The organism is Micromonospora sp. RHAY321 (assembly GCF_023896955.1).
Taxonomy (GTDB): Bacteria; Actinomycetota; Actinomycetes; order Mycobacteriales; family Micromonosporaceae; genus Micromonospora.
Genome location: NZ_JAMHIW010000001.1, coordinates 522880 through 539809, shown reverse-complemented (window position 1 = coordinate 539809; position 16930 = coordinate 522880). Strand labels below are relative to the sequence as shown.

Annotated in this window: 19 protein-coding genes and 1 pseudogene; 16 read left to right on the top strand and 4 right to left on the bottom strand. The window is 67.7% G+C overall.

The features are described from left to right. Window positions 1-54 precede the first annotated feature (54 nt). The gene (locus M8C17_RS02435; RefSeq protein ID WP_252414553.1) at window positions 55-1665 is read left to right on the top strand and encodes an FAD-binding oxidoreductase; all 1611 of its coding nucleotides are present in this window, start codon (window positions 55-57) and stop codon (window positions 1663-1665) included. Between the two features lie 159 nt (window positions 1666-1824). Next, window positions 1825-2652 (top strand): peptidoglycan-binding protein, encoded by an 828-nt coding sequence (locus tag M8C17_RS02430; protein WP_252414551.1) that lies wholly within the window; start codon window positions 1825-1827, stop codon window positions 2650-2652. 22 nt (window positions 2653-2674) lie between these two features. On the opposite strand, the gene msrA is transcribed toward M8C17_RS02430, so the two are convergent. Both msrA and M8C17_RS02420 read right to left on the bottom strand, forming a co-directional pair. Continuing rightward, window positions 2675-3193 carry a peptide-methionine (S)-S-oxide reductase MsrA gene (msrA, locus tag M8C17_RS02425; RefSeq protein ID WP_252414550.1) on the bottom strand — a complete coding sequence of 173 codons (519 nt, stop codon included), beginning with the start codon at window positions 3191-3193 and terminating at the stop codon, window positions 2675-2677. 36 nt (window positions 3194-3229) lie between these two features. Continuing rightward, the gene (locus tag M8C17_RS02420; RefSeq protein ID WP_252414548.1) at window positions 3230-3982 is read right to left on the bottom strand and encodes a thioredoxin family protein; all 753 of its coding nucleotides are present in this window, start codon (window positions 3980-3982) and stop codon (window positions 3230-3232) included. 100 nt (window positions 3983-4082) lie between these two features. Here M8C17_RS02420 and M8C17_RS02415 point away from each other — a divergent pair, with 100 nt between their 5' ends. Together M8C17_RS02415 and M8C17_RS02410 are read left to right on the top strand one after the other, a co-directional pair. Further along, on the top strand, window positions 4083-4496 hold the full coding sequence (locus M8C17_RS02415; protein ID WP_252414546.1) for a VOC family protein: 414 nt from the start codon (window positions 4083-4085) through the stop codon (window positions 4494-4496). Between the two features lie 65 nt (window positions 4497-4561). Continuing rightward, window positions 4562-5005, top strand: coding sequence for an OsmC family protein (locus tag M8C17_RS02410; protein WP_252414545.1), 444 nt, complete (start codon window positions 4562-4564; stop codon window positions 5003-5005). A 46-nt stretch (window positions 5006-5051) separates the two neighbouring features. On the opposite strand, the gene M8C17_RS02405 is transcribed toward M8C17_RS02410, so the two are convergent. Further along, complete coding sequence (locus M8C17_RS02405; RefSeq protein WP_252414543.1) at window positions 5052-5762, bottom strand: DNA alkylation repair protein; 711 nt, start codon at window positions 5760-5762, stop codon at window positions 5052-5054. A gap of 119 nt (window positions 5763-5881) precedes the next feature. Between M8C17_RS02405 and M8C17_RS02400 the strand changes: the two genes are divergently transcribed. Then, a complete protein-coding gene (locus M8C17_RS02400; protein WP_252414542.1) occupies window positions 5882-6241 on the top strand; it encodes a hypothetical protein in 360 nt (119 codons plus the stop codon). A 152-nt stretch (window positions 6242-6393) separates the two neighbouring features. Beyond that, window positions 6394-6639 (top strand): annotated as a pseudogene (locus M8C17_RS02395) (IS630 family transposase); the annotation flags it as partial. Between the two features lie 35 nt (window positions 6640-6674). Here M8C17_RS02395 and M8C17_RS02390 read toward each other — a convergent pair. Then, the gene (locus M8C17_RS02390; protein ID WP_252414540.1) at window positions 6675-6941 is read right to left on the bottom strand and encodes a hypothetical protein; all 267 of its coding nucleotides are present in this window, start codon (window positions 6939-6941) and stop codon (window positions 6675-6677) included. 556 nt (window positions 6942-7497) lie between these two features. Here M8C17_RS02390 and M8C17_RS02385 point away from each other — a divergent pair. The 10 genes from M8C17_RS02385 to M8C17_RS02340 all read left to right on the top strand — a co-directional run bounded on the left by M8C17_RS02385 (window position 7498) and on the right by M8C17_RS02340 (window position 16894). Beyond that, complete coding sequence (locus M8C17_RS02385; RefSeq protein ID WP_252414538.1) at window positions 7498-8712, top strand: acyl-CoA dehydrogenase family protein; 1215 nt, start codon at window positions 7498-7500, stop codon at window positions 8710-8712. A gap of 49 nt (window positions 8713-8761) precedes the next feature. Next, a complete protein-coding gene (locus M8C17_RS02380; RefSeq protein ID WP_252414536.1) occupies window positions 8762-9727 on the top strand; it encodes an ATP-binding cassette domain-containing protein in 966 nt (321 codons plus the stop codon). Then, complete coding sequence (locus M8C17_RS02375; protein WP_252414534.1) at window positions 9711-10559, top strand: ABC transporter permease; 849 nt, start codon at window positions 9711-9713, stop codon at window positions 10557-10559. Before M8C17_RS02380 ends, M8C17_RS02375 begins: the two co-directional genes overlap by 17 nt. A gap of 52 nt (window positions 10560-10611) precedes the next feature. Then, window positions 10612-11022 carry a DUF6157 family protein gene (locus M8C17_RS02370; protein ID WP_252414532.1) on the top strand — a complete coding sequence of 137 codons (411 nt, stop codon included), beginning with the start codon at window positions 10612-10614 and terminating at the stop codon, window positions 11020-11022. 61 nt (window positions 11023-11083) lie between these two features. Continuing rightward, window positions 11084-11449 carry a VOC family protein gene (locus tag M8C17_RS02365; RefSeq protein WP_252414530.1) on the top strand — a complete coding sequence of 122 codons (366 nt, stop codon included), beginning with the start codon at window positions 11084-11086 and terminating at the stop codon, window positions 11447-11449. Window positions 11450-12209: 760 nt separating this feature from the next. Beyond that, window positions 12210-12665, top strand: a complete 456-nt coding sequence (locus tag M8C17_RS02360; RefSeq protein ID WP_252414529.1) for an SRPBCC family protein — start codon at window positions 12210-12212, stop codon at window positions 12663-12665. Window positions 12666-13074: 409 nt separating this feature from the next. Beyond that, the gene (locus M8C17_RS02355) at window positions 13075-13665 is read left to right on the top strand and encodes a copper resistance CopC family protein (protein ID WP_252414527.1); all 591 of its coding nucleotides are present in this window, start codon (window positions 13075-13077) and stop codon (window positions 13663-13665) included. A 233-nt stretch (window positions 13666-13898) separates the two neighbouring features. Further along, a complete protein-coding gene (locus M8C17_RS02350) occupies window positions 13899-15401 on the top strand; it encodes a class I adenylate-forming enzyme family protein (protein ID WP_252414526.1) in 1503 nt (500 codons plus the stop codon). Beyond that, window positions 15394-16602 carry a type III PLP-dependent enzyme gene (locus M8C17_RS02345; RefSeq protein ID WP_252414524.1) on the top strand — a complete coding sequence of 403 codons (1209 nt, stop codon included), beginning with the start codon at window positions 15394-15396 and terminating at the stop codon, window positions 16600-16602. Before M8C17_RS02350 ends, M8C17_RS02345 begins: the two co-directional genes overlap by 8 nt. A gap of 82 nt (window positions 16603-16684) precedes the next feature. Then, window positions 16685-16894, top strand: coding sequence for an acyl carrier protein (locus M8C17_RS02340; RefSeq protein WP_308209360.1), 210 nt, complete (start codon window positions 16685-16687; stop codon window positions 16892-16894). The last annotated feature ends 36 nt before the right edge of the window (window positions 16895-16930 follow it).

Genomic DNA, 16930 nt, shown 5'->3' with positions numbered 1-16930 from the left:
ACCGCCGAGTAGGTTACCGGCGAGTCGGTCTGGCGATGGTGGACGGGAGGCCGTGTGGCCGGGAAACACCGTTCGTGGTGGGGCTGGGGCCACGTCGAGGACGCGGTGACCGGCGCGGAGGCCACGGCGTTGACAGACCGGGTCCGTACCCTGCTTCCCGGCGTCGACCTGACCGAGCACGTCGCGCCGCCGGTGACCGAACTCGGCCTGCGCCCATCGCGGGTCGATCCGCCACCATCACTCGCCCGGCTGTGCTCGACGGACCTGGCCGACCGGGCGGCGCACACCCACGGCAAGGCGTTCCGGGACGTCGTCCGCAATCTGCACGGGGACGTCCACGACCCGCCGGACCTGGTGGTCCGGCCGGTGACCGAGCAGGACGTCGTCGACGTGCTGGACTGGTGCGCGAGCCGGGACATCGCGGTGATCCCTTATGGCGGCGGCTCGTCGGTGGTCGGCGGCGTGGAGCCGAGGCTGGGTGACGCCTATCCCGCGGCGGTCAGTCTCGACCTCGGCCGCCTGGATCGGGTGGTGGAGGTGGACCGGACCAGCCGGGCGGCCCGCATCCAGGCCGGCGTGTTCGGCCCGGCGCTGGAGGACCAACTCCGGAGGTACGACCTCACACTGCGGCACTTCCCGCAGTCGTTCGAGTTCTCCACCCTGGGCGGTTGGTTGGCCACCCGCGCCGGCGGTCACTACGCCACCGTCCTCACCCACATCGACGACCTGGTGGAGTCGATGCGGGTCGTCACCCCGGCGGGCACCAGCCAGTCACGCCGGCTGCCCGGCTCCGGCGCCGGCCCGTCCCCGGACCGGCTGTTCCTCGGCTCGGAAGGGGCACTCGGCGTCATCACCGAGGCGTGGATGCGGCTGCAGGGCCGGCCCCGCTGGCGGGCGGGCGCTTCCGTGCACTTCACCGACTACGACCAAGCGGTCACCGCGACCCGGGCCATCGCCCAGTCCGGTCTGTACCCGAGCAACTGCCGACTGCTCGACCCGGCGGAGGCGCTCCTCAACGCCGGGACCGCCACCACCGGCGGCGTGCTCGTCCTGGGATTCGAGTCCGCCGACCACCCGGTCACACCGTGGCTGGCCCGCGCCGTCGAGCTGTGCCGCGACCACGGAGGAACCCTGCCGGAGCCACCCCGCAGCGACGACTCGCCCGGCCCACACCAGCGGACCGCCGCCGACGCCTGGCGGTCAGCGTTCCTGCGGATGCCGTACCAGCGTGACGCGCTCGCCGCCCGCTCGATGATCGTGGAGACGTTAGAGACCGCCTGCACCTGGGACCGGTTCCCCGCCCTGCGTGCCGCCGTGCTCGACGCGGCCGACGACGCGCTCCGCGCCGTCGCCGCGACCGGCGTGGTGACCTGCCGATTCACGCATGTCTACCCGGACGGCCCGGCCCCCTACTTCGGTGTGTACGCGACCGGCCGCTGGGGCGCCACCCTCGCCCAGTGGGACCAGATCAAGCATGCCGTCTCCGACGCGCTGCTCGCCGCCGGCGGCACGATCACCCACCACCATGCCGTCGGCCGCGACCACCGACCGTGGTACGACCGGCAGCGTCCGGAGCCGGTGGCGCTCGCGCTGCGCGCCGCCAAGAGCGCACTCGACCCGTCCTGGATCCTCAACCCCGGCGTCCTCGTCGATCCCGCCCGCTGACGACAGGGACTGACAGCGTCCTGAGGTCGCTTGTGCGTCCATCGATAGTCGTGCACCATGGGGCATTCGTGAAAGTCGATCACCTGTGTGTGCGGGCAGGGAGGCGGGATGGCGGTACGCGTCGCCGGCCCGGATCTCCCTAAATCTCATGGAGGACACGTGCTAACGAGAAGGAGCCTGCTCGTCGCTGCCGGCGCGGCGGTGGTCGTCGGCGCGCCGCTGGCCCGTCCGGCCACGGCCGCGTTGCCGCAGGTGGACATGGAGGCGCTGATCAAGGCCGCGCAGATCGACCCGCGCCGGCCGGATACCGCGCTCACCGAGGGAGCCAGGGACAGCGTCCTGCTGGTGGAGCGCGCCCTCCAGGCCAAGGGTTTGCTGTCGTCGACGTACGTCGACGGGCACTTCGGCACCAGCACGATCGCCGCGTACGCGGCGTACCAGCGGTCGCTCGGCTATTCCGGCCTCGACGCCACGGGTCTTCCCGGCCCGTCGTCGCTGCGGTCGCTGGGCGAGGGGCGTTACGACGTGGTCAAGGCGATCTCGCCGGGCAGTGTGGTGACCCTGCGCGGGGTGCAGGTCAACACCCGCACCAGGTCGATGTTGTTCGAGGCCGAACGCCTGCTGGGCTATCAGCTCAGCATCACGCAGGGCTCGTACAGCAGCGGTGTGGGCGCCTCCGCCGGCACCCATGATGGTGGGGGAGCGCTCGACCTCTCGGTCAGCGGTCTGTCCTCGGCGACCCGGACGGACGTGTTGCGCCGGCTGCGCACGGTGGGCTTCGCCGCCTGGCTGCGGACTCCCGCCCAGGGGGACTGGGGCTACCACATCCACGCTATCGCGCTCTCCGACACCGACCAGTCGACCGGCGCGCAGAACCAGGCCGGCGACTACTACCTCGGTCGCAACGGCCTGGCCAACCGGGGTGCCGACGACGGTCCGGTGGTCAGCCCCAAGCGGACCTGGGAGGAGTACCAGCGCACGCTCTGACGGCGGGTGGCCTCGCGGAATCTCAGGCGGCGTTTTCGCCTCGGCGGGGGAGCTTCCAGTCGGGCCGAACGAAGTGGCAGGTGTATCCGCCGGGATTCTTCTCCAGGTAGTCCTGGTGTTCCGGTTCGGCCTCCCAGAACGGCCCGGCGGGGCTCACTTCGGTGACCACCTTGCCCGGCCACAAGCCCGACGCGTCGACGTCGGCGATCGTGTCCTCCGCGATCCGCCGCTGCTCGTCGTCGGTGTAGAAGATGGCCGACCGGTAGCTGACTCCCACGTCATTGCCCTGGCGGTTCTTGGTGGTCGGGTCGTGCACCTGGAAGAAGAACTCCAGCAGGTCCCGGTATGACACCTGGGCGGGGTCGAAGGTGATCTCGATCGCCTCGGCGTGGGACCCGTGGTTGTAGTACGTCGCGTTCGGCACGTCTCCGCCCGTGTAGCCCACTCTGGTGGTGAGCACGCCAGGGCGCTTCCGGATGAGGTCCTGCATCCCCCAGAAGCAGCCGCCGGCCAGAATCGCCTTCTCAGCCGTGTCCGTCATCGCTCCGCCTTCCCGTCCGGGTGCTCGAAAGCACGGTCACGTACGTCGTCCCGCCGCCACGTCGACGGACGCAGCACCGACGATGGTCTTGTCGCCGTCGTTCTGCACATAGCCGACCACCGAGGCCTTTCGAGGGTCGAGAGTTGGCGGCACCTGGAGGTCGACCTGCCCGCGCTCCGTATTCATCGGAATCGACGTGAAGGCGCGCACCACGCCGTCCTGCCGAAGCCGCCGCCCGGCGTTCTCGCCCCGGGGTACGTCGTTCTCCAGGCCACGTTCCACGACTGCCACGTTGAACGCCGCCGGCTGCGGCAGGCGCCCGGCCTCGAACTCCACCACGACCCGGTGTCCATCGCCGGCGTCCTCGGGTGCCTCCCGCAGCGACAGCGCGAGCGGCGTGGTGTTCACCGCCTCCGCGAGGGCGGAGTTGATCGCCATCGAAGCCAGCCGGCGGTCGGAACCGACGAACTCGACGGCGCCGTTGACGATCATCTGGGGGGTGTACAACCCCCGGGAGCCGAGCGCCCGCGCGTACGCCTCCTGGCGCAGGGTGTGCGCCTCGGCGCCGAACGGGTCAGCCCAGCCCAGGTGGTCCCAGTAGTCGACATGGAACCCGAGCGCGTAGACGGGCTGGCCGCGCTCCCGGGCGTCGCGGTCGATCTCGGACAACACGTCCTCGGCGGGAGGGCAGCTGTTGCAGCCCTGAGAGGTGAACATCTCCACGACTGCGAAGCCGCCGGGGGCCGGCGGCCGGGCGCTACCAGACCCGGAGCCCGGTGTGTCCGTCATGGCGCATCCTCCTCGGTCGGTCCCGCTGGCGGCCCTGATCTTCCCGTTCCGGCGGCCACCATGCCGAGCTGCTGGAGCGGAACCGGCCCGTGGGTCACCTGTGACAGAGTGGTTCATGCCCTTGAGTACGTATCACCTCAGAACTTCGGTCGCCGTGTCCGACATTCGGACGGCGGTCGCCTTCTACGAAGGCAAACTGGGCCTGCAGGTGCTGCGGTCCGGCCCGAGCGCCCACATCGCCGACGGCAGCCGTGTCTACGGTTCGGGCGGCGGGCCGGCGCTGAACGTGTACCAGTCGGTCACCGCCGGGAAGACCGCGGCGACGCTGGCGACGTGGTACGTCGACGACATCGACCAGATCGTCGACGAGCTCGCCTCGTCCGGTGTCGAGTTCACCCGCTACGACCAGTTCGACCACGACGCCAAGGGGATCACTGCTCGGGCCGGCGGTGGACGTATCGCGTGGTTCCAGGATCCGGACGGCAACACCTTCGCTATCGAAGCCGACGTCTGATCCCGTCGGGCTGCGGAGGCGCTCCGGCGCCACGAGCGCCAGCAGACCTGGGTAGTTTCCCTGTCATGAGTGATGACACCTTCCGCTCGGTCGAGATCGAGCGCACCAGCGTGGGGAACTACGTCGCGCGGAACGTCCGCGGCGGGTCGATGTCGATGGGCACGGGCGAGGACGCCAGCTTCACGCCGGTGGAACTGCTTCTGGCTGCCATCGGCGGCTGCACCGCGATCGACGTGGACCACATCACCAGCCGCCGAGCCGAGCCGACCCGGTTCTCCGTCGCCGTCACCGGCGACAAGATCCGGGACGAGGCCGGAGGAAACCGGATGCAGAACCTCACGGTCGAGTTCACCGTGACGTTCCCGGCGGGTGCGGACGGCGACAGGGCGCGCGAGGCGCTGCCCCGATCGCTGCAGCAGTCGCACGAACGGTTGTGCACCGTCTCCCGTACCGTCGAACTGGGCACTCCCGTCTCGATCGTCGAGGCTGCGGAAACCACCGCCGACTGAGCTCTGGTCATGCCGCCAACGAGCCCACTCCGCGGGCAGCGACGGTCTAGACCACGCCGGACAGGTACTCCCCACGTCGCTGCGGTTCGAACTTCTCGATCGCGTACCGCAGCATCACTCGCGGCACGGCCCGGTAACGCCGGGCCAGGAACTCCTCCTCCGCCGCCCGGTCCCGGTTGCCGACCTCGCGCAGCATCCAACCCACCGCCTTGTGTACCAGGTCGTGCGGGTCACGCAGGAGTCGATCGCTGAGCCGGAAGGTCCAACGGAAGTCGCCGGCCTTGATGAAGGCGAACGTGGCCATGATGGCGATGCGCCGGTCCCACACGAGGCTGGACCCGGCCAACCGATCCAGGACGGTGCGGTCCTTGTCGATCAGCCAGGGGCCGACGATGTACGGAGCGGAGGAGTCCACCAGGTCCCAGTTGTTGATGTGGCCGGTATTGGCCAGGATGACGTCGAAGACCCGGCCCCGTTCCGCCTCGTCTGCTCTGGCGAACTTTCGCACCAGGATGAACAGCGAGGTCAGCCTCTCCTCGTGCACGCTGCTGGTCAGCAGCTTCTCGGTCTCGGCGAGGGAGAGGTCGCGCCAGTACCGGGCGGCCACCCCGCGCTGCTGTGGCACGGAGACACCGATGGCGCGATCGCCCTCGCCGTAGCCGCCCGGAACCATCTGCAGAAACCGGCTCACAGCCTCCGCCCGCTGCTGGTCGGCGAGGCTGGCGAGTTCGCTGCGGACGTCGGCGATCGTGGCCATGACTGTGCAACCTACCGCGACCGGCTGCCGCATAGGATCGGGTGACACAGATGCGGCTGAGATGCGGGGCCACGTCGACGGGACCGTCGGGCCGAGACGCCTTTACGGAAGGACGACGCATGGCACTGGGGCGAGTGCTCGTGGTGGGTCTCGATCCTGCCAGGATCCCCGGTTGGGACCCTGAGCCCGTCCAGGCCGCGATTGCGCGTGGTCAGGCCCGTTTCGGCGATCATGGCATTGAGGCGGATCTGTGCCTGGTGGCACCCGACGAGAACCCCGAAGCGGCGATCGTTGAGGCACTGACCCGCACGACCTACGCGTGCGTGGTCATCGGGGGCGGCATCCGCAAGCACGAACCGTTGCTCGAGCTCTTCGAGAAGGTGGTCAACCTGGTCCGGCAGCACGCCCCCGACGCGGCTCTCGCCTTCAACAGCAGCCCGGAGGACACGGCTGATGCCGCACTCCAGTGGCTGCGGTAGCGGGCAGCCTCAGGCGCAGCGGAGACGGCTCCCAGCTCGAGCCAGTTCCGCCAGGAGTGCGTTTACGGACAGGTCCCCGCGCCGGGCAGCAGGAGGTCCGCGTCCATGAAGCGGGCGTGGTACGCGTGCGGGTTCGGCACCGCGACGCAGTGTGTTTCACCCCGACCAGCGCGTCCTGGGCCAACCCGATCGAGGCACGGTTCGGGCCGCTACGCACCATGGCCGGCTCGAACCACCCGAAGCACACCGTGCTGGCTCGAGAGCTGCAGAACTACCTGCGCTGGCGCAACGCCAACGCTCGTCACCCCGACGTTCTGGCACCTCAACGCCGCGAACGCGCCCGAGTTCGCAGCGAACGTCAACACCGCCGGGGCCGTCCCCGCATCATGGCCGCCTGACCGATCAGACCCGACGAACGTTTCACCCAAGCGCACTAACCGACACATCCCGGCCGGTGCATCCAGGGCGCGACCCTGGGCGCCGCCGCGATCAAGGCGACCGCGAGCCCCGTGATCACCGCTTGCCCGATTCGGCCGGGCGTGATCCCCGGTGCGGTATCCAACACGTAGTTGGCATACCCGTTCGCCGCCGCATCGCTGGCAAGCACGGCACAGCCGAGCAACAGCCCTTCGATCCGTCGCAGCGCGAGCAACACCGCCGCGAGCGGGTCGAACACGACCAGCGAGGTGAAGTACAGCATCAGCCAGGCAGGAGTCGACGGGCTCGGACCACCCGGCCGAACGCCGAGGAGGTCGCCAACGTGAACGATCCCGCCATATGCGAGGACGCAGACGGCACCTGTCACGACGACCCGAACCCACCCGGGCACACCGGCCCACCGCCGGAGCATGTCCACCTCGCCACCCGCACTGGGCCCCCGTCCCGATCGGGCATCGGCCCGCCCGTGCCGCACCGAAGCCTATGCGGCGCCGGGGCATTCGCGACGCTGGCCTAAACCACCATTGACGGCTATGAGACGTCCCGGATCTCCAAGCTGGGCCTCTCTGCAACACCGGCAACGTTCGTGGAACGGCACTAGGAGAACCCTGCCGCGACACCGCCGAGGACGATCGAGGCGTGAGCCGTGGGCCGGGTCCGTGCGCGGATCCGGACGGTAAGCCTCCGAGACGACAGCCGTAGAGGATCCCGTGTTGACCGGTTGTGTCGGAAAGGCTCAATAGTGCGCAGCACAGCCTCGCCAGGTCTTTCTACGGTGGCGGCCACAACAGACACCTACAAGTCGCGAGTGAGGACCCATGACCATGCTCGGACCTCCAGCAGCTGCGATCGACGACCCCATGGTCGACACCTCTGAAAAGATCGTCGATGACATGCTCGCGGCCGTCGTGCCGGTGCTGGCCGGTCGCACCGCGGACGGCGAGGCCCAGCGGCGTCTGCCCGACTACGCCGCATCGGCCCTCGTCGAGGCAGGGGCGTTCCAGGTTCAAGTGCCCAGGTCCCTGGGCGGACTTGAACTCAATCCCCTCCAGGCGACACGGCTCGTGGAGGAGATCTCGAAGGTCGACCCCAGCGCCGGGTTCCTGGTAGGCAACATGAACAGCCAGGCGTTTGCCATGATGGCTCTGTCGGCCGAGGGCGTCGAAGAAGTGTTCGCTGACCCTAAAGCGGTCATCTGCGGTGGCGCTTTCCCGCCGGCTCGGGCGGTCGAGGCGCCCGGCGGCTACCTCGTCTCCGGGCGCGCTCCCTTCGCCTCCGGCGCGCACATCGCTACCTGGGTCACCGCCTACGCCATGCTCTTCGAGGGCGACCAGCCGAAGATGACCCCGCACGGCCCGGTCATGCTGCTCGCCGCAATGGCCCGCGAGGACTGCGAACTGGTCGACAACTGGAACGTGTTGGGGCTGAAGGGAACCGGTAGCCACGACTACGCCTACCACGAGGTATTCGTCCCGCATAACCGGGTGGCGCCGCTGACGCTCGGTGAACCTAACCGCTACTTCTCGGGCCCGCTCTACAGATCGCGTCTGTGGTCAGGACACCCGGCGTTCGCGGCCACCGCACTGGGCGTGGCGCGGGCCAGCCTTGACGAGGTCACGTCGCTGGTGCGAACCAAGAAGGGCAACTTCATGATGGAGGTGCTCGGCGACAGCCCCTCGATCCAGCGCCAGCTCGGCAAGGCCGAGGCGCGCTACCGGGCGTCTCGGGCCTACCTCTACGACACCGTTGACCAGCTCTGGCAGCACCAACTCGCCGGAGAGTTCGTCAACACCGAACACGGCATCTCGATGCAGCTCGCTGCCTGCTACGTGATCGAGACCGCCCGGGAGATCAGCGAGATCGTCCACGAGATCGCCGGGTCGACAGGGTTCCAGGAGTCCAGCCCGTTGGAGAAGTACTTCCGCGACGCGCACACGATCAGCCAGCATGCCTTCGCCTCCCAGACGCGCTACGAGTCCGCCGTCAAGGCGATGCTCGGCAAGCAGAATGACTGGCTGTTCTTCCAGCTCTGACATCCCGACCGACCAGCCAGCCAGGGCTCCCCTCGACAGCGAGGACGATATGACGATTCCGGCCATTCTTGCCGAGAACCTGGGACGTACCTTCGGCGACAAGGTCGCCATCAAGAACGTCAACCTCAAGATCCCTTCCGGAGAGGTGTACGGACTTCTGGGGCCCAACGGCGCCGGCAAGTCGACCATCGTCCGCATCCTGTGCACGCTGCTCATGCCTACCCAGGGGCGTGCGCGCGTTGCCGGCTACGACGTAGCGACCGACCCGATGGCCGTGCGCCTGCGCATCGGCGCCGCACTGCAGTCGACCGCCATCGACGGGTTGCAGACTGGCCGGGAGATGCTGGCGCTGCAGGCACAGCTGTACGGCATCTCGTCGGGGGTGGCCCAGAAGCGGATCGCGGAGCTCGAGGCGCTCGTAGATCTGGGCAAGGACTTCGACAAACGGGTCTCGACCTACTCGGGCGGTATGAAGCGTCGGCTCGACATTGCCATCGCCATGCTGCACCGCCCGCCGATGCTGTTCCTCGACGAGCCGACGACGGGGTTGGACCCGCGCAGCCGCCAGCAGATGTGGGACGAAGTGCGACGGCTCAACAAGGAGTTGGGCGTCACCATCCTGCTGACGACCCAGTATCTCGAGGAGGCGGACTCTCTGGCCCACCGCATCGGGATCATCAACGACGGTGGTGTGGTTTCCGAAGGCAGCCCGCGGGAGCTGAAACGCTTGGTCCGCGACGACATCGTCGTAGCGAACGTTCAGGGCGACGCCGTCGCCGTGGAATCCCGCTTGGCTGACATCCGAGGTGTCAAGTCTCTGACGGTCACCGGCGATCGCATTGAGGCCCGCGTCTCCGACGGCGCCCAGGCCATCGGTTCGGTAGCGATCGGGATCCAGCAGGCCGGCTTGACCCTCAACGACATCACGCTGCGTACGCCCACCTTGGACGACGTGTTCATGGAGCTCACGGGCGCCCACATGAACAAGGAGGTTGGGCATGAGCCTGTCCGCTGACGCGTCGCCCGGCGTCGCGACCAACGTGGACGCCGAGCGGTTCGGCGTGGACCCGGAGCTGCGGCCGCGCGACCAGTCGTTCATCCGAGACGTCCTGATCATCGCCCGTCGCTCGATCCGACAGTTGCCCCGCGAACCCGAGGCCGTGTTTCCGGCGCTGCTGATTCCGGTCTTCTTCATGGCGGTGAACATTGGTTCCCTGGAAAAGCTGACCGAGTCGGCTCTCGCCATCGACTACAAAGCGTTCCAGTTGCCCGTCGGCATTGTTTTCGCGGTGACCGGCATCAGTCGCGGCGCTTCATTGGTCGCGGACCTGAACTCCGGGTACTTCGACCGGTTGCTCATGACACCGGTTTCGCGCCTGGCGCTGCTGATCGGCACCATGGCCGCCGACTTCGTCCTGGTCGCCCTAATGACGCTACCCGTTCTCTGCCTCGGCTTCATCGTGGGCGTCGGGTTCCACAACGGTGTGCTCGGCTTCCTGGTCTTCGTCGGCATCTCCGCACTGTGGGGCATGGTGTTCCCTGGATTCACCTACGCCATCGCCTTCAAGACCGCAAGCCCGGCTGCGGTCGCCTCGGCCACCATCCTGTTCTTCCCCTTCGCCTTCCTCACCACCACCTTCCTTCCGAAGGATCAACTCAACGGCACCTTGGACGCAGTGGCCACGGTCAACCCCGTGACCTATATTTTGGAAGCCCTGCGCAGCCTGCTCACCGAGGACTGGAACATGTCCGCAATCGGTCCGGCCTTGCTGGCGATCGGCGTCGTCGGGATACTGAGCATCGGTCTGGCCCTCACCGCTCTCAAGGGCAGAGTCAGCCGCAACTGAGCCCGGGGCGGGGGTTCAGGCAGGCAATGCACGCAGCACCAAAGGAGACGTCGTGAATTATATTCAGACATTCATCGCGGTGGCGGAGGACTGCAAAGTCGATCACGCGAAGGTGCCCGCATCCCGCGGGTCGTCCAAGACGGTGGCCGAGATCCAGTACGAGATGCTGTCGGAGCACCCCTTCACGTACACCCAAGAGGACGTGCTGTTCGAGTCCTGGTTCGCCCGCCAGGGGTTGGACGTCAGTGAGGAGGAGAAGGCTGACCTGCGCGCGCAGTTCTTCTCCAAAGAGCAGCCCTGTCTGCGAACCTCACCGCTGACACGGACGCACGGGTGGGGGATGGTCTTCGACGAGGATGGGCGCGTCGCCCTCTGTGCGATGGACTCGCCTGAGTACACCGACTATCTCAAGGCCGACGGCGACCGCAAGGTGATCAGAGCCCTCCGTACCAAGCGCGCTTGATCTCCGAGCGCATCCTGCTCTCGGCTCCCTTCAACAACCGACCTCAGGAGGTCACCGCTTCATGATCGCCACGTACACCGGCACCACCCTGGACTGCGCCGACCACACTGCTCTGGCGGGCTTTTACGGTCAGGTTCTGGGCTGGGACATTGTCCACAGCGACGAGGGCTCGACCTACCTGGCGAGCAGCACGGGCGCCAGGCTGGGCTTCCAGAAGGTGGAGAACTTCGTCGCGCCCGTGTGGCCGGACGGCAAGGTTCCCCAGCAGAGCCACCTCGATCTGGAGGTAACCGACCTCGACGAGGCGGAGAAGAAGTTGGTCGAGCTGGGCGCCACCAAGGCCGAGCACCAGCCGGGTGGCGACTACTGGCGGGTGTTCCTCGACCCGGCGGGTCACCCGTTCTGCATCGCCCTGCCGATGGGCTGACACGCCCCAGCGCCAGCCTTCGCGACGACCCCCCGACCTTGTGGTCGGGGGGTCGTCGCATGTGCTCGCTCTTGACCGGCATAGATGAGCGGCGTCAGCACCATGACGGGCGTCGTCCAGACCGCCTCTCGACGTAGGGCCGAGCCTCGAGGCTCGTACGAAGGTCGACACGGCCGGGCAGTCCCTCTACTGAGGGGACGCCTACGCCCGCTCAGGGTGACACAAACCAGGCCTGGCTCGCCGCGGCCCTGTCGACCTTCTGTGGCCCCGTTTGCGACCCATTGAGGGCTAGCTGACGGGCCGGATATGGATTTGTCGAACCTGACCGGCCTACCTCCGGTTCGTGCGGCCGCCTCTCGCCGGCCAGGGCGGATGTTGGCTCACGGCCGCTATGGCAGGCCGCGGCGTCGCGTCCTGACGCCTCATGAAACGCGGGAGCCCGCGGCTGGACGCATGCTCGATGAAGGACTCGGCCCACCAAGTCCCGCAGCTGTCGGCCGGCGTCGCTTCTCGAGCGGTTCCCGCGCCTCGGCGCACTCACCGGATCCCTGAGCCCGCACGCCGGGAACCATGCGGATTCACCCGATCTCTGACGATGCCGGTGGTGTTCGCGTGCTATGGCTGGATGTTCCATGCCCTCTGCCCGCATCCTCGCCCGGAAAGTCTCCGTTTGATACGTGCGGTCTCGGGTTGCCTGCGGCCGTGCGGCTGGCTCGCGCCCGACCGCGCCCGACCCACCTACAGATACTCAAGGAAAGCCATGGCCCAACGAACGTTCGTCGATCACATCGAGGTTCTATCCGCGCCCAGCACCATTTTCCACGTCTACTCTCAGGTGGAGAAATGGCGGGAGTGGGATCACAGCATCCAATACTCGCACGTCGACAAATTCGAGTCCGGTGGTCGTGGCGTCCTCAAATCCAAAAATGGTCCGAAATCCAAAATGGAGCTGCTCGAGGTCACCGACGGCGCGTCCTTCACGACGAAGTTCGGACTGCCGATGTGTGAGATGCGGCTGAAGTACGAACTTCAGCCCGTCGGCGAGCGTAGGACCGAGGTCACTCACAGCGTCACGTTCGATGGAAAGCTAGCTGCTGTGTTCGCGCTGCTGTTCGGCCGTGAAGTTCGCAAAGGGCTGCCGGCAGGGCTGCGTCGGCTGAAGTCGATCTCGGAGGGCGAATTCGACAGACAGTCGTCCCGTGGGGCGTCAACCTGACGGGGGAGCGGTGTGGAGGCCCGTTCGTTGACGGGATGCGGACCGCACATGTCTTGATCACGCTCCCGGTGAGCCGGCGGTAGCGTCAACCATTCCCTTTGACTTGCCGACGGGGCTCGATGATCGAGGCCCCGAGCGTCGCGTGGTCATGAGGAATGTGACGTCGAGCGACGCACGCGGCCCTGGGGCATACCGGCAGCAGCCCGGGGGACAGGGACTGCAGCTGTCGACTCCCTGCGTGTCGCCTATCGTCGGAACGGCCCTCTTGTCCCTCCTCGTCCGCCGGTCACGAGTCCCCGAAGAGCCAGGCGCATCGGCATAACGGTCTCGGCTACCGATGCCAGCGGGGGTCCTTGTCGTGGCCTCCGATGGATACCGTGAAGCCTCGTCGCGTTGCCGGGGGGTTTTCATGAGGCGTCAGCTCGGGATCCTCGCCTCGATGCGCGCCGCAGGTCTAGGCGTGATCGTCGCGGTCCTGGTGGTCCTTCAGGCCGCGAGCCCAGCGCAGGCGCACAACGAGCTGAAGGAGAGCAACCCCGCGAAGGGCTCCCGTCTGACATCCGCGCCCCCGCAGGTCGAGCTGGTCTTCGCCGAACGGCTCGATGCTCGATACACGTCGGTGCGGGTGACCGACGCCAAGGCGAAGGCGGTGGTCAGCGGGGCGCCGGTCATCACCGGAACGCGTGCCAAACAGGCCCTCCGGGCAGGGTTGGGTGTGGGCACGTACACGGTGGCCTATCGGGTGGTGTCCGTCGACGGGCATCCGGTGGCAGGTTCCTTCACGTTCGCCGTCATCGGCTCGTCTCCTGCCACGTCCGAATCCGTGACGCCCGGCCCTACTGACAGCGCCACCGGTGCCACGACGGCACCGAGCGCTACCCATCAGCCCAAGCCTGCGGGTGCTCTGGACGGTGCCGGTGTGGTGGGACTGGCGCTGTTGGCTCTGATCGCCGCTGGCGGTGGGCTTTTCTGGCGAGCGAAGCGGACGCGCAGGAAGTAGCTCGTCCCGTTTCCACCGGCGGCGAAGACCGAGATCCACATCAGTGGGCGGTGTAGGTGTTCAGGCGGTGTCAGCCGGCACACCTGCGCGAGGCCGCTCGGGGCATCGCGATCATGGCCTGCTCAACGTTGAGCACGGTGCCGAACAGGACCCGCATACCGTCGATGACGGGCAGATGGCCCGTACCGCGCCGGCAGACGGGAGCTGGAATGGACTCGCCACGCTCGACGTTGGTGCATCACCTGCTCGACGAGCGAGCCGCGCTCACCCCCGATGCCATCGCCGTCGTCCACGGTCCGGAAAACTGGACGTATGCGCAGGTGAGGCAGGCCAGCACCGTCTACGCGCACTGGTTGAGGTCGCGCGGAGTCACTCGCGGCGATCGGGTCGTCATCGCAGCATCGCGTGCCTCGAATACGGTGGCGCTCGTCTACGCGATCTCGCGACTCGGCGCGCTGTACGTCATCGTCGACGAGAAGCTCGGATCGTTTGTCCTGCGCCAGATAGCCGACGACTGCGAACCCCGACTCGTCGTCGTCGACGGAACACCGCCGCCGGGCGTACGGGATGCGTTTGGCGACTGCGTCGAGATACCGGAGTGGCGGACGCTGACGGACGATGGGCCGCTTCCCGCTGCACCGTGTCTGTCCGTCGATCCGGTGAGCCTCATCTACACCTCCGGCAGCACCGCTGCGCCGAAGGCGGTTGTCTCCGCCCATCGTGAGGTCATCTTCTCGGTGCGGGCCATCCAGGCCCGCCTCGGATACCGCAACGACGACACGGTCTTCTGCTGCCTGCCGTTGTCCTTCGACTACGGTCTCTACCAGGCCTATCTCGCATGCGTCTCGGGGGCTGCGCTGGTGCTCGGCGACGCGGGCGCCGCAGGTCCGCCACTGTTGACAGCGCTGCTGCACCACCGGGCGACGATCCTGCCTGCCCTTCCCACCCTGGCCACCATCCTGGTCATGCTGCTGGGTCGCTCAGGCAAGTCCGCTCCGGACCTGCGGATGGTGACCAACACCGGGGCGGCCCTGTCGCCGGCTCTGACCCAGCAGCTGCGCACCCTTCTACCGCAGGCGAAGGTGGTGCCGATGTTTGGCCTCACCGAGTGCAAGCGGGTCACGATCGCACCGGTCGACGAGGCCGACGTGCCGGCGGGCTCCGCCGGAACCGCCCTGCCCGACACGGAGATCTTCGTCGTCGACGAGAATGACCGCAGGCTGCCGCCGGGGGAAGTCGGGCAGCTCGTGGTTCGCGGGCCCAATGTCATGTCGGGATACTGGCGGGCGCCGGCTGAGACGGCGCGCCGGTTCCGCGTCGACGAGTTCGGTGTGCGGTCGCTGTACACCGGCGACCAGTGCCGCATCGACGCCAAGGGCCATCTCTACTTCGTCGGCCGTCAGGACGAGGTGTACAAGCAGCAGGGCATTCGAATAAGCGCCGCGCAGGTGGAGGCTGCCGCTCTGGACATCACGGGAATCAACGGCGCTGCCCTGCTGCCACCCGACGGCGACCGAGGCGCCCTGCTCGTGGTTACCGGAGGCCTCAACGCCGAGACGGTCATGAGCGAGCTGCGAGAGCGACTGGGACGTGCCCGCCTGCCCCAGGATTGCCGGGTGCTTGACACGCTGCCCGTACGTGCCAACGGGAAGATCGACAAGAGGGCCCTGCTCGAGACGTTCGACGCTCCTGTCTCTGTTGGCGCCACGACCCGTAACGGCCACCGCCATGACTGACGCCACGCTGGCCGCTCGCTTCGGCACACCCTTGTACGTGTACGACCAGGCGGAGATCCGGGCAGCCCACGCCGCCTTGACCGCGGCGCTACCGACGCCAGGTCGCCTCTACTACTCGCTGAAAGCCAATCCTCACCCGCACGTCGCCGCCACGCTCGCGGCACTCGGCTGCCATGCGGAGGTCAGCTCCAGCGGGGAGCTCACCGCCGCACTGGAAGCCGGCTTCGAGCCGGAACGAATCATGGTCACCGGGCCCGGCAAGGCAGACGGCACCCTCGACATCGCCATGCGCCACGGCGTCCACCGCTTCTCCGCCGAGTCACCGACCGATCTGCAGCGGATCGGCCTCGCGGCCACCCGGGCAGGAGTGGTGGCGCAGTGTCTCCTACGCGTCAACGCTGACCGCGTGGTCACCGGGATGGGTCTGTCGATGACGGGTCGCGCCTCGCAGTTCGGCGTCGACGCGTCGTGGGTCGCGGCGAACCCTGCGGAGTTTCGGGCACCGGGAACCCAGGTGACCGGACTTCACCTCTACATGGGAACGAACATCCCCCATACCGACCGCCTGATCGAACAGTTCCGTACGAGCGTCGCCCTGGCCGCCGACCTCAAAGGCGCGCTGGACGTGTCGGAGATCGACCTGGGCGGCGGTTTCGCCGCTCCATACGCGCACCGGGGCGCCCGGCCGGACTATCCCGATCTCGCCGATCGGCTGGCTGAGCTGTTGGACGATCACCTGTCAGGCTGGCGGTCGTCGGCTCCACTGGTGTCGTTCGAAGCCGGCCGCTTTCTGGTCGCCACGAGCGGCACCCTTTTCTGTACCGTCCTCGACGTCAAGCCTTCCAAGGGCCGCACCTTCGTCGTGTTGGACTCCGGCGTTCACCACCTCGGTGGGATGTCCGGGCTGCGCCGACTGCCCCGGGTGATACCCGATCTCCTGACCGCTGGCATCCGTGACGTCGAGCGCGACTGCGTGCTCGTCGGGCCGCTGTGCACGCCGTTGGATACCTGGAGCGACGGTGTCGCACTCCCAGCGCTGCGCCGCGGCGACCTCGTCGCGGTACCCAACGTCGGTGCCTACGGACTGACAGCCAGCCTGGTGGCCTTTCTCGGTCATCCGGCCGCCACGGAGGTCGTCGTCGATGGCGACCGGCTGATCTCGGCGAGCCGGCTCACCCTGCAGCGCATCGCGGTCGCTTAGACCGGTAAACCGATGCATTCACGGAGAGGGTAGGACTCTGAACGAGAGCTTCGTCGCCGTCCTCCGGCGGCACTTGACACTTGTGGGCGCCGGCCAGGAACTGACCCCCGACACCGTCCTCGCGGACATGGGTCTGGACTCCCTGGGGGCTGTCGCGCTGATCTTCGACCTGGAGGATGAGCTGGGGGTCACCTTGCCCGACAGTGCCTTCAGTGCCGGCACCTTCGACACGGTGGCGACACTGTGGGCGGCCGTGGACGGCGAGTCAGAACGGCAGCCCAGCGCTTCCTGACCGATCCGTCCGGCGCCACAGACGTTGCATCATGCC

What these genes read in the sequence shown, in the direction of transcription:
- msrA (WP_252414550.1), bottom strand. Translation starts at nt 3,193, where the DNA reads ATGACGGACACGGCTGAGAAGGCGATTCTGGCCGGCGGCTGCTTCTGG.
- M8C17_RS02420 (WP_252414548.1), bottom strand. Translation starts at nt 3,982, where the DNA reads ATGACGGACACACCGGGCTCCGGGTCTGGTAGCGCCCGGCCGCCGGCC.
- M8C17_RS02410 (WP_252414545.1), top strand. Translation starts at nt 4,562, where the DNA reads ATGAGTGATGACACCTTCCGCTCGGTCGAGATCGAGCGCACCAGCGTG.
- M8C17_RS02405 (WP_252414543.1), bottom strand. Translation starts at nt 5,762, where the DNA reads ATGGCCACGATCGCCGACGTCCGCAGCGAACTCGCCAGCCTCGCCGAC.
- M8C17_RS02400 (WP_252414542.1), top strand. Translation starts at nt 5,882, where the DNA reads ATGGCACTGGGGCGAGTGCTCGTGGTGGGTCTCGATCCTGCCAGGATC.
- M8C17_RS02390 (WP_252414540.1), bottom strand. Translation starts at nt 6,941, where the DNA reads ATGCTGTACTTCACCTCGCTGGTCGTGTTCGACCCGCTCGCGGCGGTG.
- M8C17_RS02385 (WP_252414538.1), top strand. Translation starts at nt 7,498, where the DNA reads ATGACCATGCTCGGACCTCCAGCAGCTGCGATCGACGACCCCATGGTC.
- M8C17_RS02380 (WP_252414536.1), top strand. Translation starts at nt 8,762, where the DNA reads ATGACGATTCCGGCCATTCTTGCCGAGAACCTGGGACGTACCTTCGGC.
- M8C17_RS02375 (WP_252414534.1), top strand. Translation starts at nt 9,711, where the DNA reads ATGAGCCTGTCCGCTGACGCGTCGCCCGGCGTCGCGACCAACGTGGAC.
- M8C17_RS02365 (WP_252414530.1), top strand. Translation starts at nt 11,084, where the DNA reads ATGATCGCCACGTACACCGGCACCACCCTGGACTGCGCCGACCACACT.
- M8C17_RS02360 (WP_252414529.1), top strand. Translation starts at nt 12,210, where the DNA reads ATGGCCCAACGAACGTTCGTCGATCACATCGAGGTTCTATCCGCGCCC.
- M8C17_RS02355 (WP_252414527.1), top strand. Translation starts at nt 13,075, where the DNA reads ATGAGGCGTCAGCTCGGGATCCTCGCCTCGATGCGCGCCGCAGGTCTA.
- M8C17_RS02345 (WP_252414524.1), top strand. Translation starts at nt 15,394, where the DNA reads ATGACTGACGCCACGCTGGCCGCTCGCTTCGGCACACCCTTGTACGTG.